This is a genomic window from Psychrobacter pulmonis, from assembly GCF_904846465.1.
In the GTDB taxonomy this organism is placed as follows: Bacteria; Pseudomonadota; Gammaproteobacteria; order Pseudomonadales; family Moraxellaceae; genus Psychrobacter; species Psychrobacter faecalis.
This window is the reverse complement of sequence record NZ_CAJHAT010000004.1, coordinates 196,946-221,892: the sequence shown is the minus strand read 5'-3', so window position 1 is coordinate 221,892 and position 24,947 is coordinate 196,946. Positions and strand designations below refer to the sequence as shown.

Annotated in this window: 21 protein-coding genes; 9 read left to right on the top strand and 12 right to left on the bottom strand. The window is 43.8% G+C overall.

Annotated elements, in window-relative coordinates; all coding sequences use genetic code 11:
* Positions 1-139: 139 nt before the first annotated feature.
* From JMX70_RS08920 to JMX70_RS08905, 4 genes are all read left to right on the top strand, one after another.
* Positions 140-2,317 (top strand): ATP-dependent helicase, encoded by a 2,178-nt coding sequence (locus JMX70_RS08920; RefSeq protein WP_227671218.1) that lies wholly within the window; start codon positions 140-142, stop codon positions 2,315-2,317.
* A 232-nt stretch (positions 2,318-2,549) separates the two neighbouring features.
* On the top strand, positions 2,550-3,797 hold the full coding sequence (locus JMX70_RS08915) for an NAD(P)/FAD-dependent oxidoreductase (protein ID WP_201591366.1): 1,248 nt from the start codon (positions 2,550-2,552) through the stop codon (positions 3,795-3,797).
* A gap of 100 nt (positions 3,798-3,897) precedes the next feature.
* The gene (locus tag JMX70_RS08910) at positions 3,898-4,236 is read left to right on the top strand and encodes a RidA family protein (protein WP_068405525.1); all 339 of its coding nucleotides are present in this window, start codon (positions 3,898-3,900) and stop codon (positions 4,234-4,236) included.
* A gap of 149 nt (positions 4,237-4,385) precedes the next feature.
* The gene (locus JMX70_RS08905) at positions 4,386-4,808 is read left to right on the top strand and encodes a tetratricopeptide repeat protein (RefSeq protein WP_191692141.1); all 423 of its coding nucleotides are present in this window, start codon (positions 4,386-4,388) and stop codon (positions 4,806-4,808) included.
* Positions 4,809-4,893: 85 nt separating this feature from the next.
* Here JMX70_RS08905 and JMX70_RS08900 read toward each other — a convergent pair whose 3' ends face one another.
* Both JMX70_RS08900 and JMX70_RS08895 read right to left on the bottom strand, forming a co-directional pair.
* The gene (locus tag JMX70_RS08900) at positions 4,894-6,039 is read right to left on the bottom strand and encodes a glycerate kinase (RefSeq protein WP_068405519.1); all 1,146 of its coding nucleotides are present in this window, start codon (positions 6,037-6,039) and stop codon (positions 4,894-4,896) included.
* 82 nt (positions 6,040-6,121) lie between these two features.
* Positions 6,122-7,474 (bottom strand): GntP family permease, encoded by a 1,353-nt coding sequence (locus JMX70_RS08895; protein ID WP_068405516.1) that lies wholly within the window; start codon positions 7,472-7,474, stop codon positions 6,122-6,124.
* Between the two features lie 234 nt (positions 7,475-7,708).
* Between JMX70_RS08895 and cobT the strand changes: the two genes are divergently transcribed.
* The 3 genes from cobT to JMX70_RS08880 are packed head-to-tail and all read left to right on the top strand — an operon-like array spanning position 7,709 to position 10,309.
* The gene (gene cobT, locus JMX70_RS08890; protein ID WP_265089133.1) at positions 7,709-8,776 is read left to right on the top strand and encodes a nicotinate-nucleotide--dimethylbenzimidazole phosphoribosyltransferase; all 1,068 of its coding nucleotides are present in this window, start codon (positions 7,709-7,711) and stop codon (positions 8,774-8,776) included.
* Complete coding sequence (cobS, locus tag JMX70_RS08885; protein ID WP_201591361.1) at positions 8,776-9,675, top strand: adenosylcobinamide-GDP ribazoletransferase; 900 nt, start codon at positions 8,776-8,778, stop codon at positions 9,673-9,675. Before cobT ends, cobS begins: the two co-directional genes overlap by 1 nt.
* A gap of 37 nt (positions 9,676-9,712) precedes the next feature.
* Positions 9,713-10,309 (top strand): histidine phosphatase family protein, encoded by a 597-nt coding sequence (locus JMX70_RS08880; RefSeq protein WP_201591358.1) that lies wholly within the window; start codon positions 9,713-9,715, stop codon positions 10,307-10,309.
* 60 nt (positions 10,310-10,369) lie between these two features.
* Here the strand turns inward: JMX70_RS08880 and JMX70_RS08875 are convergent, their stop codons facing one another.
* From JMX70_RS08875 to ppsA, 6 genes are all read right to left on the bottom strand, one after another.
* Positions 10,370-10,594, bottom strand: a complete 225-nt coding sequence (locus tag JMX70_RS08875; RefSeq protein ID WP_144298031.1) for a hypothetical protein — start codon at positions 10,592-10,594, stop codon at positions 10,370-10,372.
* A 252-nt stretch (positions 10,595-10,846) separates the two neighbouring features.
* Positions 10,847-11,356, bottom strand: a complete 510-nt coding sequence (gene rplI, locus JMX70_RS08870; RefSeq protein WP_068404825.1) for a 50S ribosomal protein L9 — start codon at positions 11,354-11,356, stop codon at positions 10,847-10,849.
* A 25-nt stretch (positions 11,357-11,381) separates the two neighbouring features.
* Positions 11,382-11,609 (bottom strand): 30S ribosomal protein S18, encoded by a 228-nt coding sequence (gene rpsR / locus JMX70_RS08865; RefSeq protein ID WP_068404827.1) that lies wholly within the window; start codon positions 11,607-11,609, stop codon positions 11,382-11,384.
* A 16-nt stretch (positions 11,610-11,625) separates the two neighbouring features.
* Entirely contained in the window at positions 11,626-12,024 is a 399-nt protein-coding gene (gene rpsF / locus JMX70_RS08860) for a 30S ribosomal protein S6 (protein WP_068404828.1), read from the bottom strand.
* 298 nt (positions 12,025-12,322) lie between these two features.
* Positions 12,323-13,309, bottom strand: a complete 987-nt coding sequence (locus JMX70_RS08855; RefSeq protein WP_227671217.1) for an RDD family protein — start codon at positions 13,307-13,309, stop codon at positions 12,323-12,325.
* Between the two features lie 153 nt (positions 13,310-13,462).
* Positions 13,463-15,847, bottom strand: a complete 2,385-nt coding sequence (ppsA, locus tag JMX70_RS08850; protein WP_191692359.1) for a phosphoenolpyruvate synthase — start codon at positions 15,845-15,847, stop codon at positions 13,463-13,465.
* Positions 15,848-16,277: 430 nt separating this feature from the next.
* Between ppsA and ppsR the strand changes: the two genes are divergently transcribed.
* Together ppsR and sthA are read left to right on the top strand one after the other, a co-directional pair.
* Positions 16,278-17,174, top strand: coding sequence for a posphoenolpyruvate synthetase regulatory kinase/phosphorylase PpsR (gene ppsR, locus JMX70_RS08845; protein WP_068404832.1), 897 nt, complete (start codon positions 16,278-16,280; stop codon positions 17,172-17,174).
* Positions 17,175-17,363: 189 nt separating this feature from the next.
* Complete coding sequence (gene sthA, locus JMX70_RS08840) at positions 17,364-19,007, top strand: Si-specific NAD(P)(+) transhydrogenase (protein ID WP_068404833.1); 1,644 nt, start codon at positions 17,364-17,366, stop codon at positions 19,005-19,007.
* A gap of 110 nt (positions 19,008-19,117) precedes the next feature.
* Here sthA and JMX70_RS08835 read toward each other — a convergent pair whose 3' ends face one another.
* The 4 genes from JMX70_RS08835 to JMX70_RS08820 all read right to left on the bottom strand — a co-directional run bounded on the left by JMX70_RS08835 (position 19,118) and on the right by JMX70_RS08820 (position 24,838).
* A complete protein-coding gene (locus JMX70_RS08835; RefSeq protein ID WP_227671229.1) occupies positions 19,118-20,278 on the bottom strand; it encodes an ABC transporter permease in 1,161 nt (386 codons plus the stop codon).
* 71 nt (positions 20,279-20,349) lie between these two features.
* Positions 20,350-21,699 (bottom strand): ABC transporter permease, encoded by a 1,350-nt coding sequence (locus JMX70_RS08830; RefSeq protein ID WP_201591355.1) that lies wholly within the window; start codon positions 21,697-21,699, stop codon positions 20,350-20,352.
* 3 nt (positions 21,700-21,702) lie between these two features.
* Complete coding sequence (locus JMX70_RS08825) at positions 21,703-22,980, bottom strand: HlyD family secretion protein (protein ID WP_201591352.1); 1,278 nt, start codon at positions 22,978-22,980, stop codon at positions 21,703-21,705.
* Between the two features lie 106 nt (positions 22,981-23,086).
* Positions 23,087-24,838 carry a TolC family protein gene (locus JMX70_RS08820; RefSeq protein WP_201591350.1) on the bottom strand — a complete coding sequence of 584 codons (1,752 nt, stop codon included), beginning with the start codon at positions 24,836-24,838 and terminating at the stop codon, positions 23,087-23,089.
* Between the last annotated feature and the right edge of the window lie 109 nt (positions 24,839-24,947).

Below are 24,947 nucleotides of genomic sequence, written 5' to 3'. Positions count from 1 at the left end.
CATATGAGTGTTCGTTATCAATGTCCTTCAGCGCCCTGTCTATTATGATAAGCTACTACCTATAAATGATGATGCATGCTGCTGCTGCGCTGTCATCAATAGCCAGCACGATAAACCATACCAAAGGCAATTGTTAATAATGACCACCATTTTTGCTACCCACCATTATAATTATCCGCAAAATTTCGTTGACATGAAACCCAAGCTGACGCGGCTTGAGCAGGCGATTAAAAAGCTCGAGGCCAACTTGATAAATGCGGATGCTGAAATATTAGAGAAACGGCTTGCCAGTCATTTAGGGTTACAAGTGGATTACGCTCGTGAGCTGAACCCTAACCAGTTGTTGGCTGCCACGACTATTGAGGGCAAAGTATTGGTCATCGCCGGTGCAGGCTCTGGTAAAACCAAAACCTTGACTTATAGAACCAGCTATCTGATAGAAAATGGCGTCGCGCCAAAAGAGATTTTGCTATTAACCTTTACCCGCAAGGCGGCCAATGAAATTAAAAGTCGCGCTAGAACTTTGCTGGCAAGCCGTCTAGATGATAGTCACATAAATGGTAAGGCGCTAAATGATATCACTAGCGGCACTTTTCACTCATTTTGCAATATGCTATTACGTCAATATTCTGGGCTACTTGGTATCAATCCGCGCTTTACGATTTTAGATACCGGCGATAGTGAAGATGCGATTGATTTGATTAATAAAGAAAAAAAGTATCCGACCAAAATAACCAATCAGGCGTTTCCGCGCAAAAAAACCTTGCAAAATATCTTTTCAACCTCTAGAAACCGCCGTATTCATATTCGCGACTTAATCGAGAACAGTTATCCTGATATTGCGGTTCATATACCTATTATTGAGCAATTGGCGGTCGACTTTCATGAATATAAGCGCGCCAATCATTTATATGATTTTGATGACATCATCAGCCAAGTGGTGCGCCATCTAAAGCACAATGATACCTTTCGTCAGCTGCTACAACAGCACTATCGTTATGTCATGGTCGATGAATATCAAGACACCAATATTCCGCAAAAAGAGCTGATAGATTTGATTTGTGCGCCGGCGTCGGTATCGCTGATGGTCGTTGGTGATGACAACCAAAGCATCTATGCTTTTCGCGGTGCCAATTATGAAAATATCTTACTATTTGGCGAGAGTTATCCTGAAGCAAAACTGATTAAATTAGAGCAAAATTATCGCAGTACGCCAGCGGTGCTTGATTATATCAATGCTTTATCGGCGCAAATCACGTTGGGCTATCAAAAGCAATTGTACTCGGGCGCATCTATAGAAGGCATTAAGCCAATATTTTGCCGTTTAAGTGATGAAACAAAAGAGGCTAAATATATTGCAGATAAAATCATCGAATTAAAACCAGATTACGATTATGAGGACTTTGCTGTCTTGTGCCGCACGTCCTTTCAATCCAACTACGTTCAGCTTGAATTTATGGAACGCAATATTCCCTTTATCGTCGTGGGCGGCATTCGCTTTATTGAGCGGCGTCATATCAAGGACGTTTTAGCCTTTGTCAAAATACTTTATAACCCAAATGATACCATTGCATGGCACCGTATTTTAACCTTGTTTAAAGGGGTAGGGGCAGTAACGGCGACGCGCTTAACCCAAGCGATTAATGCCGATAACAATGTTAATAATAATGTTAACAACAATACTTTTGAGCCGCTATTAGCACCATCATTTGCGAAGAAAAGCCCACAGCTTAAATCATTGCATACGACTTTAACCAAAGCCAGTCAGGCAGAGTCAGTGGAAATAGTGATTGAGCGAATTTTAGCGTTTTATATTCCTGTATTAAAAACGATTGAAGAGAATTGGCGTGAACGTAGTGAAGATTTTCGTGTACTCAAAAACTTAGCGACAGAACATGACAGTCTCGATAAATTCTTAGAAAATCTTGCCCTTGATCCGCCCAATGATTCTGTGGCGACTATGGATAAACCAGAAGACGACGATAAAGATAAGGTCACTATCTCGACCATTCATAGTGCCAAAGGGCTTGAATGGCCAGTGGTGTTTGTCAATTCTCTCGTCGATGGTATGACGCCGCACTATCGCTCGCTCAGTGATTTTGAAGAGTTAGAGGAGGAGCGTAAGCTGTTTTATGTTGCTTGTAGCCGTGCTAAGAGCAGATTATTTTTAACTGCGCCCGAGTATTTCTCAAGCTATTCGGGTTACTTTGATAAGCCGTCACGGTTCATCGCTGAGCTACCTGCCGATAAGTTGACGGTCGAGACTGGCAAGAAGCTTTTAGAAACACTAGCAAGTGAGGATCCAATTTGGTGGTGATTGGTTTATTCCTTGCATTTTGATTAGCCAAAATAGGTCTAATTTCTTAATAATTTCTACATTATTCCTATCAGAAATAGCTTTCAATTAAACGCATAACCGAAAGTATTAAATAGCAAAAATATTTCTATGATAAGGGTTTAATCTGATGCGCAATGCGTTACTATTACTCCCTTATCTGTTATTTCTCAACCTTGATATTCTGTATTAAAATCTTAAAAAAGGACGTGTTATGCGCTACGAAGTGATCGTTATCGGTGCAGGTATGGTCGGCACCTCAGCGGCTTGGCATTTACAAAAAAATAACGCCAAAGTTTTACTATTGGACAAAAAACTACCGGGCTCTGAGACTTCATATGGCAATGCTGGTTTGATTCAGCGCGAGGCGATTCATACTCATCCGTTTCCACGCCAGCTGACTGAAATGATACGCGTATTGCCAAACCAAGGCACTGATATTCGCTATCGAATCCCAGCGATTTTGCGCTATCATCAAGCGTTATTGCAGTATTGGAAATACTCGACGCCAGCTTCAATTAAAAAAATCGAAGCGGAGTGGCAGACACTGATTGAACATTGTACCAGTGAACACCAAACCATGATTGAAGCGTCTGGCGCTGAATATTTGATTAGCCGTAAAGGCTGGTTGCAGTTGCATCGCTCTGAAGAGACGTTTAAAGCAGCTATTGATGCTGCAATCAAAGACCGTGATCAGGGCGTTGAGCACAATGTCTTGACGCTTGACGAATTAAAAGCGATGGAGCCGAGTGCCAATTTTGATGAGTTCGTTGGCGCGATTCATTGGCTAAACTCTTGGCAAGTGTCAAACCCGAGCTTATTGGTGAAATCATACGCAAAAAACTTTCAAGAAATGGGTGGTACCATCAAAGAAAGCGGTGTCAATGAAATCGTCCAAGAAGCAGATGGCTGGAAAGTTGTTACCGACACTGACACTTTTTATAGTGATAAATTAGTCATTGCTGCTGGGCCTTGGTCTAACGATTTAATCAAACCGCTTGGTTATGATTTGCCGCTGTTCCCAATGCGTGGCTATCATCAGCATTTTAAAGTCACGGAAAAAAACACCATCAACCATAGTATGTTTGATATGGATAAGGGTTTTGTGATGGGTCCGATGCAGCAAGGTATCCGCATCACTACCGGTGCTGAGATGACCACCATGAATGCGCCAAAGAATTTTGGTCAATTAAATACCGTATTAAAAATTGCGCGCAAAATTCTGCCGCTAGAAGATGCCGTCGAGAGTGAAGCTTGGGCGGGCTCACGTCCTTGCATGCCGGATATGAAGCCAGTCATTGGTCCTGCGCCGCAGCACGATAAATTATGGTTTGCCTTTGGTCATAGCCATCAGGGTTTTACCTTAGGGCCGATGACTGGTCGTCTGGTGGAGGAGATGATTCACGAAAAACCGCTGTTGGTTGATATTAAACCCTTTAGTGCCGAGCGTTTTTCTCGCTAATTTTTGCTAAATAATGTCTAAGTAAAAATCGAGCCGTTATATATTTGACAGTTCAGGTATTTGAAAGAACTGAAACATTAAAAATTAAGGATAATAATTCATGCAAAAGCTGCATAGTAACCAACGTATGAGTCAGATTGTGATTCATAACCAAACCATTTATCTGTCCGGTCAAGTGGGTAATAGCGAAGAGGATATCAAAGCCCAAACCTTGACATGCTTAGAGAAAGTCGAAAAACTGCTGCAAGAAGTTGGTAGTGACAAATCAAAGCTGCTATCCGCAACCGTCTGGCTAAAAAGTATGTCAGACTTTGCCGCAATGAATGAGGTGTGGGATAAATGGTTTGAAGGCGTCCAGCCACCAGCGCGTGCATGCGGTGAATCAGCATTGGCTCGTCCTGAGTTATTGGTCGAGATTACCGTTATCGCTGCTGAATAATTGCTTATTTTACTTGTTTAGGTTGAAAGCCAGATAAAATAAAAGGGTGTGATTGCTATCACGCCCTTTTCTATGAGCTATTGTTATAAATTAGTCTATAATCAACATCATTCAACGCCTATAACGCGCAACCAACAGGGTAACCCATCATGATTAATACCAAAATATATAAATCCATCTATGTGTTAGCAGAAAAGCTGCTAGAAGCGGACAGTAAGAACGATCAAAAAACCTTTGATGCGCTATATGCGCAGCTAAAAGATTTGTGTAATGAAAATGAAAAAAGCGATAAAGACCATCCTGAACAGTGGGAAACCTTGGCTGACTTTACCGAGGATTTGGATGAAGCGCTGGTTATATATCAAAAAGCATTAGATAAAGCCGCAGCGATTAATTCAAAAGACCATTTAGCATCGATTGCTTTTTCGATGGCTGAGCTGCAAATCGAATTGGGCCAAACCGATGCTGCGATCAAAAGTCTACAAAACGCTAAAATCAGCGCCAATAAAATCGAAGATAAAGAGTTTAAAGTCGAAATAAATGAATTGTTGGCGAAGTTGTTGGCAGAGTAGCTTTGTTAAAGCTATTGGTTATTGAGAAAAGCATTTTTTATGATACAAAAAGCGAGCTTACCAATTAAGCATCTATAATATAGTTCTATAAATACTGTTTTAGGCGTTGACCCAATTTTATCGCTGCGGCAATATTAGTAGCGGTAATTTCAATATTGTTATAAGCGTTTTTAAAGACATTATCGAGGGAATCTAGCTTTTGGATACTGGGCACAATGATGTCAAACTGGCTAGTCTGAGCGGATTTTAGCCCATCAACACTGCCGCAAATAGCAATCACGGGGGTATGACTCAATTTAGCAATTTGGCTAATACCACCTGCCACTTTGCCCATAGCAGACTGAGCATCAAGCTTGCCTTCACCAGTGATGACCAAGTCTGCATCGGCGATATGCTGTGATAAATTGGCCACTTTTGCCACTGTATCAAAACCTGACTTTAACTCCGCTTGGCAAAAGCTCATTAACGCATAGCCCAGTCCACCTGCTGCACCGGCACCTGCTACCTCTTGATGGCCTTGATAGCCATGCTGCTCGCACACATTTACAAAATGCGTTAACGATTTATCTAGCTCATGGACTTGCTGCGGGCTAGCGCCTTTTTGAGGACCAAATATGGCACTGGCACCCAATTCACCACATAACGGATTGGTGACATCACAAGCCACTTCAAACACCGTGTTTAAGACGCTTGCATGAAAGCTGGTCGCATCCAATCGTTGCAAGTTAGCAAGTGCGCCGCCGCCTTGGGCTAAGATGTTGTCATTACTATCATGAAACGTCATACCAAGCGCCGTTAACATACCAAGTCCTGCATCATTGGTAGCACTGCCACCAAGACCAATGATAATCCGCTTGACGCCTTCATTTAGAGCATCCTCAATCAATTCGCCGACGCCATAGCTGCTAGCAATGACAGGATTACGCTCTGCTACCGTCAATAGATGTAAGCCACAAGCTTGAGCGACTTCAATGACCGCAGTTGCATCAGGGAGTAATAAATATTTTGCGTTAATTGGTCGCATTAAAGGGTCATGGACACGCACTTCTTTCCAGCGTCCACCTAACACATAAGACAACACTGCAGAAGTCCCTTCGCCGCCATCCGCCATCGGTAGCAGTTTATAGTCAGCGTCAGGAAACACTTGGCTGAAGCCAGATTGAATAGCGTGGCAGACATCCAGTGCTTCTACACTTTCTTTAAACGAGTCAGGGGCGATTAAAATTTTCATGACTTTCTCTTTAAATGTTTCTTTGAGTCTTTTTTAATTACTTAAATTTTAAAAATTGACTTTCAATAATTTACTTAAGGCGCTAGATAAATACCAAGGTCAATAGCCAAATAAAGATGATGCTGGTCACGCCTTGAATACCTGTCGCCATAGAATGGGCTTTGTAAGCCTGCGCCACACTCATACGACTAAACTGGCTAACAATCCAAAAGAAGCTGTCATTAGCATGCGAGACAGTCATCGCGCCTGCACCAATCGCCATCACACAAAATACGCGACCAAGCTCACTATCAAGACCTATTTGACCTAATAATGGAGCGACCATCGCCGAAGTAGTGACCAAAGCAACAGTGGTTGAACCTTGTGCTGTTTTGAGCGCCGCAGAAACGATAAATGGCATAAAAATACCAAGCCCTAGGGCAGATAACGTAGTACCCAAATAATCACCGATTGGCGTAACTTTTAGCATAGCGCCAAACGCGCCACCAGCACCAGTAATTAAAAGAATAGGCGCTGCGACTACCAAGCCTTGTGAGATGCTGTCACTAATCTGCTGTGTTTTTTGGTCAGTATTAATCAGTAAGAATGATAAAAACAAACCAATTAATAGGGCGGTTAATGGGTTGCCAATAAATATGAGAATATCGGTTAGTATGCCGCTACCAAATGGTGTGCTGGGTAAATTGGCAATAGACGATAAGCAAATCAATACAATGGGCACGATAATAGGTAAAAATGCCATAGTCGCTGATGGCAGTTTGCTGTAGTCGTCACGAGTCTTCATATTATCTGGTACGGCGACTGCGTCAAGGGCATCAATATTGTCAGGCGTGGCGTCAAGGAAGCGATTTGACCACAGCCAACCAGCAAGTACCGCAACGGTGGTGACGACAACACCGACCATGATGACCAAGCCCAAGTTTGACTCAAGACCCAAGTTGCCCGCTGCTGCAATTGGACCGGGTGTTGGCGGCACAAAGGTATGAGTGGCATATAAGCCAGTCGCTAATGCGACACTCATTGCCACGCTCGAAACTTTTAAACGCTCAGCCAAAGACTCTTTTAACGAGTTTAAAATAATATAGCCTGAGTCGCAGAACACGGGTACAGATACGACAGCACCAACGATAGACATGGTCAAAGTAGGGAAACGCGGTCCCAAAACTTTAATGACGGTTTCTGCCATCACGATGGCGGCACCCGTTTTCTCAAGGATTAAGCCAATGATGGTTCCAAACACAATGACCAGACCGATATATCCTAAGATACCGCCAAAGCCATCAGAGATAGTTTTTGCGACCGTATTAAGCGGTACTTGGTAGAAAAGTGCGACCAGAAAGGCAGATAGTATTAATACTAAAAAAGGATGCCATTTTAACTTCGCAGTGGCGAAAATGATAAAAAGAATGGTCAGCAGCAGCCAAAATACGATCATTACTGTCTCTATATAGTTGTTAATCTCTTATCGCTATTAATGCAACTCACACAGCATTTAGTGAGTTTGGCGTCTAGCTTAACATCAATAGTGATATGCATTTTTAAAGGTGCATATTCTATCGTAAATCTATCCTACTAGGGAGTCTATTCGGCTCTCATTTGATTTTATTCGTGGTAAAGCTGAGATACTCTGCTAGTATGTGGGTTTTGTTTTAATTGTATAAATACTAGGGTGGTTTGCTTGAACACATTTATAGCACCAACGATTGCAAATATAGAAAATAACGAGCTGCGTCAGCAATTGCAGCAAATCGTTGACCAAAAAACCAAGCCGCTTGGCGCCCTTGGACGTTTAGAAACGCTCGCGGTACAGTTGGGATTGATTCAAGGTACGACCACGCCGCATATTGAGCAACCGCAAATTCGGGTATTTGCTGCCGACCATGGTCTAACCAAGCATGGCACATCGGCATATCCTAGCGCGGTGACGGCGCAGATGGTTTATAACTTTTTGCAAGGCGGCGCTGCTATCAATGTCTTAGCGCGTCAGCATGATATTGAGCTAAAAGTGGTCGATGCTGGTGTCGATGCCGACTTTGCCAATTCTCCTTTTAAAGACCACGCGCAACTGCTCGATTATAAAGTGCGTTATGGAAGCCGCGACGCCCTTAGCGAGCCTGCGATGACAGCAGAAGAGTGTTTAGCCGCATTAGAAAATGGTATGGACGTAGTCAAGAGTATGGCGGGCAATCTATTGATTGTCGGTGAAATGGGGATTGGTAATACATCCGCCGCCAGTTTATTACTGGCAAGATTGGGCGATATACCGCTTGACGAGTGTATCGGTCGCGGCACTGGCCTTGACGATGCAGGATTAAAGCACAAGGCAAGTATTTTAACTCAAGTATTAGCGCGGCACAGTGAAGCGCAAACGCCATTCGACATACTTGCGGCATTAGGCGGGCTTGAGATTGCGATGATGGCAGGGGCGCTGATGCAAGCAGCCAGTGAGCGCCGTATTCTTCTTATCGACGGTTTTATCGCTAGTAGTGCGTTATTGGTCGCCGAGCGTCTAGCGCCTGGTGTTGCTCAATATGCTGTCTTTGCTCATCATTCTGTCGAGCCGGGACATACGCATTTATTAAAACTGCTCAATGCTGAGCCGTTACTCAATATGGGTATGCGCCTAGGTGAGGGTAGTGGCGCGGCGCTGGCGTATCCATTATTACAGTCGGCTTGTGCGATTATCAATGAGATGGCAAGTTTTAATGATGCTGGTATCAGTGGACAAAATAGCTAATGTCACAATTATCAAAAAAGCCATCAAAACAACCATTAAATCAGACATTGAATCAACCAAATGCATTACCCCAGTCTCCGTCTAAACCAAGTATTAGTCAATTTATAAAGTATGAATGGCGTTTATTGTTAGTAGCAGTACAGTTTTTAACGCGTCTGCCCGTACCGCAATTTGCCAATTACAATCCGCAGTGGTTGCACCAGAGCAGCCGTCATTTTCCTGGGGTAGGTCTGTTAGTTGGGCTGCTTTGTGCAGGTATATTTTGGCTGTGTAGTTTTTTATTTACGCCTTTGGTGGCGGCAGTGGTAAGTACGGCCTTTGGAATTAGGCTCACTGGCGCTTTTCATGAAGATGGACTTGCGGATAGCTGTGATGGTCTAGGTGGTGGTCTGACTCGCGCGCGTACTTTAACCATTATGAAGGATTCGCGCTTAGGGACTTATGGTGTACTAGGATTGGTCTCGGCGTTACTTATCAAAATCAGCTTATTGGCGTCTATGTCTTTATCAGTGGCTATTGTGGCGCTGATTATTGGACATACGCTCTCACGTTTATTATGTATTAGTTTACTGGCGCTATTGCCTTACGGCGGTGAGATTGAGCATGCTAAAGCCAAACCGATAGCGCAGCAGCTGACGCCATTACAAGGATTATTGAGCAGTGGTTGGCTCATATTAGCGGGCTTGCTGGTCGTGCTCCTATTTCCTAATACCGTGCAGCAAATTGGTATTTGGCAATGGTCATTGGCTTTATTACTAGGCATCGTAGCGACGGATTATATGCGGCGCTTGTTGCGCAGGCGTTTAGATGGCTATACCGGTGATGGGTTAGGCGCCACGCAGCAGTTAAGTGAAATTGCTATTTATATCGGACTTGCTGCCTCGAACCCTTTTATTTAATTTTGAGCGTACTATTTAGAAAGGATAATGATAGCGAATGGTTTTGTATATTTGGCGCCATCCAAAGCCCATTGCGGCTAATGGCTTTTGTATCGGACAGACTGATATCAGTGTCGATAAACGCAAAATTAAACGCCTTGCTAATAAAATACAGCGCTTCGTGCGTTTTCATCAATTGCCAAAAGTGATTTGGGTCAGCCCACTACAGCGCTCGTTAAAAGTCGGAGAAATATTGGCGCCGCATGGCTTTCAATATCATGTCGCCCCTGAGCTGGCAGAGATTGATTTTGGCGGCTGGGATGGCAGGCCTTGGGCGCAAATTCCTAAACAACAGATTGATGATTGGTGTGATCATTTTGCAGATTTTGCCCCTAAGGGCGGCGAGAGTTTACAGCAGTTATTTGAGCGTGTGGAAAACTGGTTAAATGAGATGGCTGCGCAAAATAGGGGTCAAAAACCAGTATTAGCAGTCGGTCATGCGGGCTGGATAAATGCTGCCAGTATGATTGCCGCTCGGCAAGAGGCGCCAAAAATAGCGGCTGATTGGCCACAAGCAGTAAATTATTTACAATGCCGTAAACTAGTTTTTCAACCAAAAAAGCTGACTGTTTATAACAGCCAGCTTTTTGAGTAATGATTTTTCTATCTAATTTTTATAATCGTTTATCTTTCATCAATATAGCAATAAAAACCTCTAATCTATCTTATCAAACCATGCTTTATTGTCTTTAGGGCTCATAGAATCAAAGCTAACATAAATACCTTCATCGTCTAAGGTTGCATACCAATGGTCGGCATTATTGCCGGTCAATATCTGGAAATACTTATTATTTACAATCCTACCGACCGTATAGATTTCACCTTCTTTATAAAACTCGTTACCTTGGATGCATATTAATTTGTCATCAGTGTTTATCATATCGTCCCATTTTATCTATGGCTAAATACAGCTAGGATAGCAATAGCACTGAGATTAATGAAGATGACTTTATAAGCAGTATTTTATTATTAGGTATAGGTTATGCAGGTGTTTTATTACCAGTTATTGCTACACAATACTATTGTAAGTATTAATGAGATAGCATTTAGCAAATTTTAGAAATAAAAAAGCCAGCAACATGACGTTACTGGCTTTCTTAGACGGGTAGTAAGTTTACACTACCACCAAAAATTACTCTTCTGAGTAATCTTCGTTGTCGTCTTCAACTTCTTCAGCGGCATCTTCGTTGTCGCCATCTTCAGAAAGAATGGTTACTAAGATGCTAGCAGTTACGTCATGGTGTAGTTGAATATCAACATTGTATTCGCCCACTTGACGTAGTGTACCTTCAGGTAGCTTGATTTCAGCACGGTCAACTTCTAGACCTGAGTTAGTCAATGCTTCAGCGATATCGCGAGTACCGATAGAGCCAAATAGCTTGCCTTCGTCACCTGATTTAGCGCGCATGATAACATTAACGTCCGTTAACGCGTCAGCACGTTCTTGAGCAACCGCTACTTCTTTTGCTTCTTCAGCTTCAAGCTCAGCACGGCGTGCTTCGAACTTTTCAATGTTTGCTTTAGTTGCAGGTAGTGCTTTGCCCTGAGGGATAAGAAAGTTACGTCCGTAACCTGGTTTCACATCGACAGTTTCACCGAGTTTACCAAGGTTGACGATACGCTGTAACAAAATAATTTGCATGAGTCATTCCTAGTTAACGGTTAAATTACTGATGGTTGTCAGTATACGGAAGTAGCGCAAGATAGCGAGCTTGCTTGATAGCAGTGGCTAGCTGACGCTGATATTTAGTAGATGTACCGGTGATGCGGCTTGGTACGATTTTACCATTATCACTGATGTACTGTTTTAGCAATTCAACATCTTTATAATCGATGTGAGTGATGCCTTCAGCAGTGAAACGGCAGAATTTGCGACGGCGATAGAAACGTGCCATGAGTATTCTCCTTTAATTAGTCTTCACTGTTGTCGTTGTCGTCGTTTTCACGATTGTCTGGACGACGAGTCGTTGCTTTGCGTGCGCGTTTTTCATCGGCATTCTTGGCTAACTGCGACTCTTCAGTGACAGCTTCGTCACGGCGCATAACTAGACTACGAATGATCGCGTCGTTATAACGGAATAATTCTTCAAGTTCAGCCAAAGTCTCACCGTCAGTTTCAACGTTGAAAAGAACGTAGTGAGCTTTGTGAATTTTGTTAATTGGGTAAGCCAATTGACGACGACCCCAATCTTCTAGACGATGGATCGTACCGCCGTTGTCTTGAACCAACTTGATATAGCGTTCAACCATGCCGACCACTTGGTCGCTTTGGTCTGGGTGTACAAGTAACACCAGTTCGTAATGTCGCATTATGACTCCTTACGGATTAGTAGCTATTAACCCTATGTTAATAGCAAGGAGATTTATAAGGTAAGCCCAAATCTTATCGAATTTTGCAAAAACAATAGTAATAAGCTTAGTTTATAAAGCGCCGTATTATAACAGTACTCAGCCTTTAACACAAAGGTTAATCACTGAGCGTCTGTCAATAAATAATAAAAGACGTAAATATAAATTCTTCAATAAAAAAGCAGCGTATAAACGCCACTTTTTCATATAACCTTATGATATTTATAACAATCGTTTTTATAATAAACTTATAAACCCATTATTTTGCCTTGGGTTGTTTGACCAATTGGCTATTATCGGCTTTCACTACTAAGGTTTTAGCCAGTTTGTCATGCCAACCAATGTTTTCAGGACTTTTTGAAGCCATATAATAATGAACAATAATAACCACAAAACCCAAAAAGCTAGTAAATGAAAATAATAAGTTGTAAATAATAAACAGTAGTAGCGTACGCATGCCAATAAGCTTGCTAAAAGAAGGCAAGCGGTGGGTGGTTTGGTCAACGACGCGAATACCAGTAATCAGCTTACCAAGTGATTGTCCACGCAAGGTAATAAATACTAGCTGCAGCGCAAACAAACCAAACACCATCACTTGTGACATAATCAAAGTGCTGCTAGGAATACTTTCCATCAAGGTCATGGAATACTGATACGCGGCATCCATATCTTGGATGTTTTGAAATTTGGTATAGTCCACATCCATTTTGGTTAATGCCATGACCAGCGGTAAAATTGCTAATACATAGAGCAAACCATTGATTGCGGTCGCTAACACCCGCGACATAATCGGCGCAAGGACGACATTACCGACGACTTTATCTTTAGGCGAGGCAGCTTTTACTGTAGCAGACTTATTCAATGATACATTTTTATTGGGCGTATATTGACGATTGGTGGTCATGTCCAGATTGGTATTTTTAGCATTGTCTGCTGGACGTTCAGGCTTACCATACAATCTGTCTAGCGATACCGCTTTGTCATCTTTAGAGGTGCTACTAGCAGAATCTTCTGGGAAGATAGTGACGTTATTGATAATAGAGTCATTATCATCTGCCGACACTATAGGAGCAGGACGATAATAAGTCTGATTATTGGTTAAATTACCAACACGCTGCCACTGATCTAGGCCTTCATGCCACATCAAATCATCTAATACCACTTCACCTGAGGCGAGCATAATATTGAGCTGATCCAACGTGTATGGACCCGCTTGTACGTTATTTCGAGCAAGGAAAATCTGCATAATTGCCTACATAGTTAGTCATATCTTAAGTCACTTTTTCAAGCCACTTTCGCTAATACATTATATTAGGGTCTATTTGAAAAAATCAAATAGACCCTAATGTTAGTATATTAAATGACTCTGTCAATTAACGCTGTGACGTATCGTTACGTCTTATTTCGTTTCTTCGCCAGCTAAGAAGAACCAAGTATCTAACACTGAGTCAGGGTTTAGTGACACTGAGTTGATGCCTTGTTCCATGAGCCAAAAAGCAAGATCTGGATGATCTGATGGACCTTGACCGCAAATACCAATGTATTTGCCTGCTTTGTTACAAGCTTCAATCGCCATAGATAATAGCTTCTTAACCGCAGGATCACGCTCATCAAATAGATGTGAGACGATACCTGAGTCACGGTCAAGACCTAGCGTTAACTGAGTCAAGTCGTTTGAACCGATTGAGAAACCATCGAAGTGCTCTAGGAAATCTTCTGCTAATAGCGCGTTGGTTGGTAGCTCACACATCATGATGACGCGCAGACCATTTTCGCCACGTTTTAGACCGTTTTTCGCGAGTAGCTCGATGACCTCTTTTGCTTCGCCAACGGTACGAACGAATGGAATCATAATCTCAACGTTGGTCAAGCCCATCTCATCACGGACGCGTTTTAGTGCTTTACACTCAAGCTCGAAGCAGTCACGGAAGTTGTCAGACACATAGCGACTGGCACCGCGGAAACCTAGCATTGGGTTTTCTTCTGATGGCTCGTATAATTTACCGCCGAGCAAGTTGGCATATTCGTTTGATTTAAAATCAGACATACGCACGATAACTGGCTGATCCATAAAGGCAACGGCTAGGGTTGAGATACCTTCGACCAATTTATCGACATAGAAATCGACTGGTGAGGCATAACCGGCGATACGCTCATTGATCGCTTGGGCGATTTCACGTGGCAAGCTGTTCATATTTAGTAGCGCTTTTGGATGCACACCAATCATACGGTTGATGATGAACTCTAAACGCGCAAGACCGATACCTTCGTTTGGCATTTGGGTAAATGAGAAGGCACGATCTGGGTTACCCACGTTCATCATGACTTTGAATGCAAGCTCTGGCATAGATTCAACAGAGTTGGTCTGTACTTCAAAATCAATCTGACCTTCATAGATAAAGCCAGTATCACCTTCAGCACAAGAAACAGTGACGTCTTGACCATCAACCAATAATTCAGTGGCATTACCACAGCCAACGATAGCTGGAACACCAAGTTCACGGGCGATAATAGCCGCGTGACAAGTACGACCACCACGGTTGGTGATAATCGCAGAAGCACGCTTCATGACGGGCTCCCAATCCGGATCGGTCATGTCTGATACTAAGACGTCGCCGTCTTGAACTTTGTCCATCTCGTTTAAATTGCTAACGATACGTACTTTACCAGCGCCGATGCGTTGACCGATTGAACGACCTTCACATAGGATTTTAGCATCGCCAGTATTGATGATATAACGCTCCATGACATTGCTGTCTTGGCGGCTCTTAACGGTTTCTGGACGTGCTTGGACGATAAAGATTTCACCGCTGTCGCCGTCTTTTGCCCACTCGATATCCATCGCTTGACCATAATGCTTTTCAATAGTCATGGCTTGTTTGGCAAGTGAGTTTAGCTCTTCAGTGGTTAAAGAGAACTGCATGCGGTCTTGTTTTTCAACATCGACGGTTTTGACAGACTTAGTGGTGCTACCTTCATCACCATAAATCATTTTCTTATGCTTGCTGCCTAGATTACGGCGAATGACCGCAGGCTTGCCATTTTCAAGCAATTTTTTAGAGATATAGAATTCGTCAGGGTTGACTGCACCTTGCACAACCATTTCACCTAGACCGTAGCTTGAGGTGATAAAGACCACTTGATCAAAGCCACTTTCCGTATCTAGGGTGAACATCACGCCAGCAGCGCCAGTTTCTGAACGTACCATGCGCTGTACAGCAGCAGATAGGGCAACGCCTTCGTGCTCAAAACCTTTATGCACACGATAAGAAATCGCGCGATCATTATATAAAGAGGCGAATACTTCTTTAATAGCAATCAGGACGTTATCAATGCCGCGAATGTTCAAGAAAGTTTCTTGCTGACCGGCAAATGACGCATCTGGCAAATCTTCAGCCGTGGCAGAAGAACGTACCGCAACCGCGATGTCTTCGCCGCCACTCATGGTTTCAAACGACTGGCGCACTTCTTGCTCAAGGTCGCTTGGCAGCTCTTGCTCAATAATCCAAGTACGGATTTTTTTACCAGTCTCAGCAAGCTTATTAACATCATTCACATCAAGCGTTTTAAGCTCGTTGTTGATTTTGTCAAGTAAGCCTGTTTCTGTCAAAAAGCGATTGAACGCATTTGAAGTGGTCGCAAAGCCACCTGGAACGCTGACACCCAAATCAGATAAATGGCTGATCATCTCGCCAAGCGAGGCATTCTTGCCGCCAACCATCTCAATGTCATCTTTTCCTAGCTGATCAAGATTGATTACAAGTGCTGTAGATTGCGCTGCCATGATAACTCCAGAAAATAAGGTTATTTAGTAAAGATTATAACGGTCGATTATACCCCTATATTTGGATAATTTCGATACCTAGAACCAAATAAATCGTCAAAAATATACAAATTGTGGCGTTTGCTACATATTTGCGCGGTCAAAAATCAATATTTGTTTGTTAGAATATAACAAAGAGTAAAATATAACTGGTTTCTAGAGCAAAAATTTGCTGATAAGAAACCTTCCTTTATAGCAATACTATAATAGATGCATAAATACTCTTAATAGATATCCTTATTACATCGTACTTACTAAGTGTACGCCTGTAACATTGATTTCTATTAGACAGCTATTGTGCGTATAATATAGGGCACAATAAACTAACCGCTACAGATTTTCTGCGCTAAATAAAAGCGCCTATTGAGATCTTAACCAAGGTGTTCACGTTATGTTTGTAAATAATCCGCCAGAAGCCGCCAAGCCGACCATTCAAAACAAACAAGCGTTGCAAGTAGATAACGACCAAAATATCAGAACGGCGTTTTTTATCTCTGATGGGACGGCGATTACCGCAGAAACCCTTGGACGCGCCATTTTAAGTCAATTTGCCTCTGTGCCTTTTGAAACTCGGGTGTTGCCTTATGTTGATAGCTTAGAGCGCGCCGAAGAGGCGGTCGAACAAATCAATATGGCCTATCAGCGCGACGGTTTGCTACCCTTGGTGTTCGATACGATTGTTAGCCCTGAAATTCGTGAAAAAATTAACTCAGCGCATAGCTGTAATTTGGATATGTATGAAGGGTTAATCGGCCGAGTCGCAGAAGAGACGGGCGTCGAGCCGGACGCGCATTCGGGTCATGCCCACGATAATGTCGATTCTGAAACCTATAAAGAACGTATCGATGCCGTGCATTTTGCGCTAGATAATGATGATGGTGCACGTACTCGTCATTATCATGCAGCAGATATCATTCTTATCGGTGTTTCGCGCTCTGGCAAAACCCCAACCTCACTGTATTTAGCGCTACAATTTGGTATTCGAGCGGCAAACTATCCGCTAACCGAAGAAGATTTAAACGACAATCAATTGCCAAAAGCCTTACGTGAGCATAAGCACAAGTTATTTGGCTTGTTAATCGATACCGATCGCTTAGTAAAAATCCGCCAAGAACGCCGAGCGGGTAGCCGTTATTCAAGCTATCAGCAATGTCAGCAAGAACAGCGCGCCATACAGGGGATTTATATCTCGCAAGGGATTCCAAGTCTCGATGTCTCTGAGATGTCTGTTGAAGAGATTGCCACACGTATCTTGCAGATGACGGGACTTAAACGCCGTATCGGCTAAAGGGATTAAGCAACAGCGTATAAAGAATAACGTCTATGGCGATAACGTAACTGTCGCCAATATTGCAAAATATCCTATCAGCACGTATGGTAGGCACGCTTTAGCGCTATGAGTCTAACTTGATCGTTACTTGTAGACATTCATAGTCTAAAAAATACACAGATTTATAAATTAATAAAAGAGGATACGATGGGAAGCAAACCGATAAGCGACGCGACCAATGACACGGGTAAAGACATTCATACCGAAGTGTCTAATAAAGAAAGCGGCCGCGCGCCGAACCCTGAGCATACTGAAGGCAAAACTAAAAAAGCAAAAATTGAGCAAACCCATGAGCAAGTCACTGAAGATATCATGCATCACCCTGATTTGGTCAATCCGCTTGATGATATCCGCATCGATATTAAAACTCCTTTCACTAAAGACTCGCAGCGCATCAAAGGCGATAAGCATAAGTATGAATATGACGCCGTTGTCCTAGGCGCAGGGCCTGCTGGTGAAGCGGCGGCGATGAAGCTGACGAAGGCTGGCAAAAAAGTTGCGGTGATTGATCCGCGTGAACAGGTTGGTGGTAACTCGACCCATGTAGGCACGATTCCAAGTAAAGCCTTGCGTCAATCGGTCTTTAACTTGATTAACTTTCGCCGCGATCCTATGTTTACCAAGGCGATGGAGTATCAGCAAGTGCCCCTAAACCGCGTACTGGCTAATGCGCGCCGCGTAATCCGCAATCAAGTAAGCACCCACACCCGTTTTTATGAGCGCAACCGTATTGATGTGATTCATGGTTGGGCAAGCTTTGTTGATGCGCATACCTTGAGTGTCGAAAAGGACGACGGCGTCTTTGAAACCGTGACCTTTAATAAAGCCATTATTACCGTTGGAAGCCGTCCTTATCGTCCTGATATTTTAGACTTTGACCATCCGCGTGTGTTTGACTCTGATAAAATCTTGCAAATGGATTATGTGGTCAAAAAAATCATCATTTATGGTGCAGGCGTTATCGGTTGTGAGTATGCCTCAATCTTTACTGGTCTTGGCTATAAAGTTGACTTAATTAATAACCAAAATCAATTGCTCAATTATCTAGACAGTGAGATTAGTGATGCCATCGCTCATGACTTTAGACAGTTTGGCGTCTTGATTCGTAGCAATGAAGAGATTGACCACCTTGAAACTCACGATGATTACGTGGTCTTGCATCTAAAAAGCGGTAAACGTATCAAATCAGATGCCATTCTTTGGTCAAATGGGCGTTCGGGTAACACCGAAGGCTTAAACTTAGAAGCTATTGGGCTGGAAGCCAATAGTCGTGGTCAGCTAAAAGTAGATGATACGTACTGTACGGGCGTCGAAAATATCTATGCTGCTGGTGACGTCATTGGCTGGCCCTCATTGGCATCAGCGGCCTACGACCAAGGGCGCTGTGCCGCAGCGTTTATGGTTGGCGATAGCGATGCCGAGCCAGTATCAAGCGTTCCAACCGGTATCTATACCATCCCTGAGATTTCTTGTATCGGTAAAACTGAGCAAGAGCTGACCGATGAAAAAGTCCCTTATGAAGTCGGGCAGGCGTTCTTTAAACATCTGGCACGGGCGCAAATCATTGGTGAGCGTTCGGGCGTGTTAAAGATTTTGTTCCACCGTGAGACGCTTGAGATTTTAGGCATTCATTGCTATGGTAATCATGCCTCAGAGATTATCCACATTGGTCAGGCGGTCATGAAATGCAACAATACCCTTGAGTATTTTGTGAACACAACTTTTAACTATCCAACGATGGCAGAAGCCTATCGCGTCGCCGCTCTCAATGGTTTAAATCGCGTTTTTTAAACCAAACACCATCAAGTCAAATAAATAAAAAAGCGCCTGCTTCTTGAGTAGGCGCTTTTTTGAGGTATTTTTTATAGCATAAATGCCAATACTATCCATATATTTTTATGCTAAAAGGCGGTTTTGCTTTGGCTGGTACGCCAGCGGAAAAGTAGCAGTAATAAAAAGTAAAACGCCCACAATCCTGCTAATGCATAAAAGCCAGTTGCGACTTGCGCCACACTCGCGCCCATTTGATTGAGCTGAACAGAGGTATTGATACCAGGCGTCGTCGGTATGACCCAGCGAATGATTTGTAAAAATTCTGGTAATTGATTGGCAGGCCATGGATATCCGCTGACAAAAAACATCGGTAGCGAGCTAAAAATCAAGATTTGAATACTGCGCTCACGCTGACGGAACCAGAGCCCAAACACACAGCCAAGCGTGGCGACTGTCGGGCAAAACAGCAGCAGAAATAACAAGCTGCCAAGCATGTTTTGACCACGTGGATAATGGTGCAGCTCAAAGGTCCAGCCATAATAAAAACAGCCGATGATAAAGCTGAACATACTAAGCGCTGCGATACGGCCAAGCCAGCCGCGAATACTGGCAGTATGACGACGCTGCTCATACCAGGTGCCAATTAACATCGCTGTCGACATCAACAGGGTTTGTTGCAGAATAAGAATAGCGACTGCTGGCACCACATAAGCGCCATAGCCTTCGGTTTGATTATATAAAGGGATGATTCTTAACGGTACCGCTTGGGTATTTGCCGCTGCGGTTGCAGAATACGCCCCTTGCGCCACGCTTTTTTTAATCTCAACGCCCGCTGAAACCGTACTGACCGCCTGCAAAAAACCCATTTGAACGTTTTTATTTAACAGAAAATAACCCCCATTGCCTAATACGCTGACGCTCGCTGCTTTGCCAGATAGGACTTGCTGCTCAAGTCCGCTTGGAATAATCATATATCCAGCGATGTCATCGGACCATATCGCTTCTTGAGCATCTTGCTCATTTAAAAAACGCTTGGTATCGAGCTGCGGGCTGGCACTGGCATAACGAGCGATGGTTTGAGACAGATTAGTATTGTCTTGATCGACAATACCAACGGGCACATGGTTGACCACTTCGGTTGAATAGGGCCAAGGATAAAAGAAGCCATAAATAATTGGCGCAATCATGAGCAGTAGTAGCACGCCTTTATCAGAAAAGACGTCTTTGATAGTTTGCAAAAAACTGCCGAAAAAGCTTTGCGCTGGCGAATGACTTTTTGCCTCTAACATAGCACTAGAAGGCTGATTTTTTGTTGCTATGAGGTTTTCTTGAGATAAAGGTTCTTTTGGTGTCATAACCATTAGCGGGCTCCCCAGCGTTCAGGATGTGCGAGCGCGCGCTTGCTCAATAAGGCGGCTAAAAACATAGTGACAATCGTTGCAAGCGTCAGTCCATAGACGATGGGTAATGAGATGGCAACCGGCGCTTGCATTTGTAATTGCGCTATATGCAGCTTAAGGTAATGGGTCAGTGGTAGGGCATCCGACCAATGCTGAGCGTTTTTACTGATGGCGATATAGGGAAATGTTACCCCAGCAAAGGCATAAGAAGGCGCTGAGATAAATCCGGTTGACGATAAACCCATGCGTAACGAAAATGAGGTTAAGGTAAATATTGCACCCAGCCAAAATGACAACATCATTAGCAATACAAGGCCGATATAAGTCGCAATGATTGAGCTGATAGCAACCGCTTGCTGCGGCGTGGCGAGCCATAACGCTAAAACTGACCATAAGCTATAAGCCAGCATGGGCCAAAAGTACTTACCCAATAAACCAAAAAGCAAAACTGATACACTAGCTTTTCTTGGCGTAGTATCTTCAATGAGTGTTTGATTATCTTCAGTTAAGACTGAAACGGCCGTGGTCTGACGGTCTTTATTTTGGCTACCTTGAATCTCATTGTCTTTAATAGTGGTTAAATCAGGCTGACCACCATTAACAAAGTCATACCAAATACCGATTTTCTTATCGCGCAATTCACGCCCAATGGTCGTCGCGCCAATGACCATGGCTAAAATATGCAGCAGTGCTGGGATAACGGTTGATGCTAAAAACTGTTGATAGTCGGTTGCTGCGTTAAACAAACTGATGCGTTGAATACCAATGGGAGAGTAAGCAATCGCCGCTTGTGATGGGGCCATGCCTTTTTTGACTAAACGCTGTATTTCAACGCCTGCCGATAGTGTACCAGTCACCGATTGGACACTGGTTTGGATGATGCCGGAATGAGTACCGTATTGGGCATTTACTTGCAATACAATCGGCGCCGGTTTACTCGATGAGATATTGCGCGAGAAATCCTCTGGAATAATAACCACCGCATAGATATCACGTTGCAGGAGCGCTGCTTCTACTGCTGCTGGCGAGTGATAAAGCTGTCTGACCGTCAGGTTTGGGTTGGCTTCCAAATAACGCACCGCAGTATTGGCAACAGGACCACGATCGTTATCCACGACGCCGATGGGCAAGTCGGTGATTTGTATTTGTGAAAAAATCCACCAAATCAAGAGCACGGTCGCAAGCGGTATCCAGACCACCATGCTTAAATCCCACGGATTTTTGGCTAAAAACCGGCGCTCGTATCCAGCACTACGTATAAAGGCGCCGATTAATCCGCCGCGTTGCCCGTTTTGCTCAGTCAGGCGCATGGTTTACTCTTTGGTCTGATTGGCAAGGGCTGGATTGATATTGACAACCACGCTCATCCCCGAGCGGATACGTCTATCAGGAGCAGATGGTCGCGCTTTAACTTCAAAGGTGCGCACATCAAAGCCATCGTTGTTGTTGGTCGGACGCCAAGTAGCAAAGTCAGATAAGGTTGAGGTTGCATAAACGGTAAACTGCTTGGTATAAGGCTTTTCAGGCGAGGATAAAGCAGGAATCGTACCCATAAAACGCTGCCCTATGGTAAACTGGTTTAGGTAGGTTTCAGTGACGTTCAGTACTACCCATTGATCGTCGGTATTAACCAAAGTTAGGATAGGCACACCTTGCCCAATGACTTCGCCCGCGTTGACGATGACATTATCCACGATACCGGCAATCGGACTTTTTAGATTGGCTTCTTCTTTAGCGACCAATGCTTCTTCTAGTTGCGCATCGACTTGGGCAACTTGGGCGGTTGCGGCAGATTTATCCTCACTGCGAGCGCCTTCTTTTGCCAAATCATACTGCAAGCGCGCCGCTTCTGTCTTATCTTGAGTCGCTAGATACTGCGCATAAGCTTCATCGCGCTTTTGCCGTGCCATCAGACCTTCTTCATAAAGACGATTGACGCGCTGATAAGTATTTTCTGCCAAATCAGACGCCGCTTTATTGGCTTGCCAAGCCGCTTTTGCTTGGGCAATTTCTTGTGGGCGGGCGCCGTTTTCTGCTTTATCAAGCTGGCTTTGCGCCATTTGCTTGCCAGCGCGCGCCTGATTGATTTTAGCGTTAATTTCAGGTGAGTCCATTTCAATAAGCTGCTGACCGACTGTCACCGCATCGCCTTCTGTGACCATGATTTGTGCAATACGCCCCGGCACTTTTGCCGCAATAGACGTTTGCTGCATTTGCATTTGACCTTGTAAGGTGATGACTTCAGGCGCATTGTGTTGATTGCTTTTATACAAACCATAAGCAATTGCCCCTAATATAAGCAGCACAAGAAGTACCAAAATCGCCTTTTTAATACCGACAGATTTATCCGCGTTTGAAGGCTCGCGTTTATAAGGCGGCACCGCTTGTTCTTGGTCAATATCAGTGCTGTCGATTCTATTAGTGCTATCGACGCTATCAGTATTATCAAAGCCGGATTCAGTCGGTTTAGTACCATTAATCGCATCAGCATCAACGGGCGTTTGCTCATGATGACTGCGGTTTGTTTCAGTAGCTTGGTCTGTAGCAGGTAGTTTGCGTGAGTCGCCTGATTCGTTATTAGATTCAGTCATGACAGTGAGATTCCTAAAGCGATAAAGTCGATAATAAGCAGAATAGTATTGGCGTTATTTAATCTTGGCAATTCATATGATTACTGAATACGGTGTACTAAATAAGCTACTTGTCATATAGGGTTGGTAGACGAATATCAGCGGCGTTCAAGTAAGCATTAAAAGCAAGCGGCGTACCGCAGCTTTGCATCAAGGCGGCAAGCGACTGGACATAAGTATTTGCTGCCTGCGCTTGCTCGGTGCGCGCTTTGAGGTATTGTGTCTGAGCTTGTACCACATCGATGGGCGTATTCAGGCCTTCTTGTAGCCCAAGTTGACGTAAGCGCAATACCTCTGCTGCCAAATCCACATTACTTTGTAAGGCTTGATAGCGCGACTGAGCGTTATTGACATCGTGCCAGTTTTTTTCGACCAATAATAACAGGTTGTCACTGACTTCTATCTCTGACAAATCTGCTTGGCGTATTTTGGCGTTACTGGAAGCTAAAGACGCCTTTTTATCTAGCCCGCCCCAAAGCTTCCAGCTGGCTGAAATACCAGCGACCCAACTGGGGTCTTTTTCAACTTGGCTATAGCCATAAAGCATGACCGTAGGTTTGTAGCCGGTATCAGATAGCGCATGTAACTGCTGCGCTTGCGCTCGTTTGGCGGCAACTTTTTGCAAACCTGGATGGTTGGTCAGTGCTAAGTCTTGAAAGTAATTCACATCAGGCAGAGGACGGCTTGAGACAAATAAAGGCGTGCTGGGTTTGATACGATAATCGGTACGCAATAGGCGCTGCAGCGCCATCATTGCCAGACGCGCATCATTATTAGCATTGACCGATTCGCTTTTTGCATCGGCAAGCGCCGACTGGGCTTCTAAGCGATCGACACGGGAGATAAAGCCTTCTTCAAGCAGACGCTGCGCCATATGGTCAACTTGCTGCACCGTATCATAAGCATCGTCACGTAAATAAGCGGCAATAATCGCCAACTGTGCCTTAAAATAACGCTCAACTAAGGTGTTATACAGCTCGTTGGTATCTAGTATGCTATCAGCAACGGCTTCTTGGGTGCGAGCAGTGGAAGCGCCTGTCAATGCCGCTGTGCGTCCAGCGGTATAAATAGGCCATACCACGCCAAGGCCTGCGCCCGTCGTTGAACCCGAACGTTTCAAATCGTAAGTATCTGGGATACGGTCACCGACCAATTCACCAAAGTCTGGCAAATTTTCTATGTCTATCGGCGGGTTGATACCATCAATACTACTATTCACATCGTTGATAATACCGTTTTTAATTGACGATAAATCAACATCGGCGTCCAAGTTATAAGCAGTGGCGGAGGCGCGCGCAAATACTAACGGGTGGTCAATGGTTTTTAAGGCATCGGTTTCATATTCACTGGCAGCAATCGCGGCTTGATTGGCGGCGATTTTTGGTGAAACTTGCAATAAAATATTTTGCGCTTGCTCAAGACTAAGCAGACTCGATACTTCTAAAGGATAGCTATTTTCAATGCTTTTATGGGTAATAGGATCGATAAGGGTGGTTAAATGACCATTTGACTCAGCTTTAACTGGCTGTGTTTCTATCGGCGCGGCTTTATTTTTTATGATGCTTTTTTGCGCAAGGTTTTTATCAGTTTGAGTGTGAGTTATTTGAGTGCCGTTTTCTTGAACACTGTTTTTAATACCACTACTGTCTTGCAGGCTGCTTGGCGTATCCGCGTCAACAATTTGCGTCACGACAACGGGCGCTACTTCATTTTGGGGCGTGTTAATATCATCATTGGCGTTTGCGGAGTGAGACGCGGCTAAGCCCATGAGCGTAACCGTCATCACCGCAGTAGACAGAGTCGATAAAGCAAATTTCATAAGTCACATAAGCCATTAATTAGAATGCAAAGTGTTTAAAGCGCAAAATTTCTAGCAGGTAGTCAAACAGGGCAATATTATAGACCATTAATAGAAAGCAAAAATTGGT

What these genes read in the sequence shown, in the direction of transcription:
- JMX70_RS08920 (WP_227671218.1), top strand. Translation starts at nt 140, where the DNA reads ATGACCACCATTTTTGCTACCCACCATTATAATTATCCGCAAAATTTC.
- rpsR (WP_068404827.1), bottom strand. Translation starts at nt 11,609, where the DNA reads ATGGCACGTTTCTATCGCCGTCGCAAATTCTGCCGTTTCACTGCTGAA.
- rplI (WP_068404825.1), bottom strand. Translation starts at nt 11,356, where the DNA reads ATGCAAATTATTTTGTTACAGCGTATCGTCAACCTTGGTAAACTCGGT.
- cobS (WP_201591361.1), top strand. Translation starts at nt 8,776, where the DNA reads ATGTCACAATTATCAAAAAAGCCATCAAAACAACCATTAAATCAGACA.
- JMX70_RS08825 (WP_201591352.1), bottom strand. Translation starts at nt 22,980, where the DNA reads ATGACTGAATCTAATAACGAATCAGGCGACTCACGCAAACTACCTGCT.
- JMX70_RS08910 (WP_068405525.1), top strand. Translation starts at nt 3,898, where the DNA reads ATGCAAAAGCTGCATAGTAACCAACGTATGAGTCAGATTGTGATTCAT.
- JMX70_RS08905 (WP_191692141.1), top strand. Translation starts at nt 4,386, where the DNA reads ATGATTAATACCAAAATATATAAATCCATCTATGTGTTAGCAGAAAAG.
- ppsA (WP_191692359.1), bottom strand. Translation starts at nt 15,847, where the DNA reads ATGGCAGCGCAATCTACAGCACTTGTAATCAATCTTGATCAGCTAGGA.
- JMX70_RS08915 (WP_201591366.1), top strand. Translation starts at nt 2,550, where the DNA reads ATGCGCTACGAAGTGATCGTTATCGGTGCAGGTATGGTCGGCACCTCA.
- rpsF (WP_068404828.1), bottom strand. Translation starts at nt 12,024, where the DNA reads ATGCGACATTACGAACTGGTGTTACTTGTACACCCAGACCAAAGCGAC.
- JMX70_RS08820 (WP_201591350.1), bottom strand. Translation starts at nt 24,838, where the DNA reads ATGAAATTTGCTTTATCGACTCTGTCTACTGCGGTGATGACGGTTACG.
- JMX70_RS08875 (WP_144298031.1), bottom strand. Translation starts at nt 10,594, where the DNA reads ATGATAAACACTGATGACAAATTAATATGCATCCAAGGTAACGAGTTT.
- JMX70_RS08835 (WP_227671229.1), bottom strand. Translation starts at nt 20,278, where the DNA reads ATGTTAGAGGCAAAAAGTCATTCGCCAGCGCAAAGCTTTTTCGGCAGT.
- sthA (WP_068404833.1), top strand. Translation starts at nt 17,364, where the DNA reads ATGGGAAGCAAACCGATAAGCGACGCGACCAATGACACGGGTAAAGAC.
- JMX70_RS08900 (WP_068405519.1), bottom strand. Translation starts at nt 6,039, where the DNA reads ATGAAAATTTTAATCGCCCCTGACTCGTTTAAAGAAAGTGTAGAAGCA.
- JMX70_RS08880 (WP_201591358.1), top strand. Translation starts at nt 9,713, where the DNA reads ATGGTTTTGTATATTTGGCGCCATCCAAAGCCCATTGCGGCTAATGGC.
- JMX70_RS08855 (WP_227671217.1), bottom strand. Translation starts at nt 13,309, where the DNA reads ATGCAGATTTTCCTTGCTCGAAATAACGTACAAGCGGGTCCATACACG.
- ppsR (WP_068404832.1), top strand. Translation starts at nt 16,278, where the DNA reads ATGTTTGTAAATAATCCGCCAGAAGCCGCCAAGCCGACCATTCAAAAC.
- JMX70_RS08830 (WP_201591355.1), bottom strand. Translation starts at nt 21,699, where the DNA reads ATGCGCCTGACTGAGCAAAACGGGCAACGCGGCGGATTAATCGGCGCC.
- JMX70_RS08895 (WP_068405516.1), bottom strand. Translation starts at nt 7,474, where the DNA reads ATGATCGTATTTTGGCTGCTGCTGACCATTCTTTTTATCATTTTCGCC.